At 67.6% G+C, this 1,874-nt stretch carries 1 protein-coding gene and 1 pseudogene; both read left to right on the forward strand.

The window, feature by feature from the left end; genetic code table 11:
• Positions 1-294: 294 nt before the first annotated feature.
• On the forward strand, positions 295-1,365 hold the full coding sequence (locus HMPREF3115_RS15615) for a porin (protein WP_070555038.1): 1,071 nt from the start codon (positions 295-297) through the stop codon (positions 1,363-1,365).
• Positions 1,366-1,726: 361 nt separating this feature from the next.
• Positions 1,727-1,874: pseudogene (locus HMPREF3115_RS30925) on the forward strand (MFS transporter); the annotation flags it as partial.

The raw sequence follows: 1,874 nt of genomic DNA on the forward strand, positions 1-1,874 counted from the left end.
GCTCGAGAATCCGGCGATTCTCGAGCAGCTCGCCCGCGCACTGTAGCGCGTGCCGGCATTGCCGGCCGCTCACGACATCTTCGACGCACGCTCGTTCCGGCACCGACCCGTGCCGCGAACGCGCTCGCGCGCCGATCGCCAACCGATCGCGCCGCCGTGCGTTCCCGCCGCGCGCCATCCGCCTGCACGGCCTGCGCGACGGATGCCGGTTCGCCGGCAGACGTCGCCTTCGCTGTTCGATGCATTTGGATTCTGTTCGACGCTTTCCGACGTACAACAACACTGGAGACACACATGAAGCACACCTTCTGGATCGGCTGCGCGGCGGCCGCCGGCGCAATGGCCTGCAGCGGCGCGTTCGCGCAAAGCAGCGTGACGCTGTACGGCAATCTCGACGCCGCCTTGCTCTATACGAACAAGACGCTCGACGCGACGACCGGACGCAACGCGGGCCGCCAGTTCGCGATGACCGACACCGGGATGACGCCGACGACGTTCGGCATGATGGGCACCGAGGATCTCGGCGGCGGCCTGAAAGCGAAGTTCCAGCTCGAAAGCGGCTTCGCCGTCACGAATGGCGCGTTCAATCATTCGAACGGCAATTTCTTCGGCCGGCAGGCGTGGGTCGGACTCGACGGCGCGTTCGGCACGGTGAAGGCGGGCCTGCAGTATTCACCGTTCCTGCTCGCGATCTTCGATTCCGATCCGCGCAGCTTCTCGCACTTCGGCAGCGGACTGATTCCGTACGTCGACAACGTGCTCGTGACGGGCCTGTTCAACGCGAACGCCGTGTCGTATACGAGCCCGACGATCGCGGGCCTGACGGGCAGCGCGATGTTCGCGTTCGGCGGCGCCGCCGGCAACTTCCAGGCCGGACGCCAGTATTCGGCGAGCCTCAAGTACGAGCACGGCGGCTTCATGATCAACGCCGCGTTCTACGACGGCAACGACGGCGGCACCGCGGCAACGCCGGTGCCGAGCACTGTCGCGTTCGTCGGCCGCACGATCGGCGCCGCGTACCGGTTCGGGCCCGTCACCGCGAAAGCCTCGTTCGCGAGCTACAAGGTCGGCGGCTCGTTCAGCAACAACGTGTACGGCGGCGGGCTCGACTATCAGGCGACACCGGCCGTCGATCTGAACGGCGGCGTCTGGTATACGAGCGATCGCAACGACACCGCGAATCATTCGCTGCTCGCGGCGGTCGGTGCGAGCTACAGCCTGTCGAAGGCGACCTCGCTCTATGCGCAGGTCGCGATGGTCGACAACCACGGCGCGATGAACACGGGGCTCGGCATCAACAACGCGCTCTATGGCGCGACGGGGACGACCGTCGGCGCGAACGTCGGGATTCGGCACGCGTTCTGAGCCCGTCTGCGCGGCGCCGGCCTGCGCCATGCGGCGTCGGCCGCGCGCGCGGCGTTGCTGTATAGACCGGCGCCGGCGCGATGCGGACCGCCTGCCCCGCCGCGCAGATGCGCCCGCGCCGCCAGTTGTCACCGGGCGCCATCCGTGTCGTTTACGACCGGTTTCCGGGCGGATGACCGATAGTCGGTGCCGCCCGTTTCTCTACACTGTTTTCCACCAACACACTCGCGAGGTGTCGGCCGGCGCGCGCGCGTCGACGGCATCGCCGCGAACCGAGACATCCGCTTCGTCCCCCGATGGCCGGCGCACGCGCGCCGCGCGTCCGCTCGGCCGGGCATCGAGGCCCTTCCAGGAGACATCATTGAGTACGTCGCAAGCGCGCCCCGCGAAAGCCCGCTCTTCGCGCAAGTCCGTCAAGCTGGACGACATCACGATCGTCGACCGCGCGGTGCTCAAGCGTGCAGTCGGCGCGATGGCATTCGGCAACGCGATGGAATGGTTCGACTTCG

Origin of the sequence: Burkholderia sp. HMSC10F09 (assembly GCF_001806955.1) — a bacterium.
Taxonomy (GTDB): Bacteria; Pseudomonadota; Gammaproteobacteria; order Burkholderiales; family Burkholderiaceae; genus Burkholderia; species Burkholderia multivorans.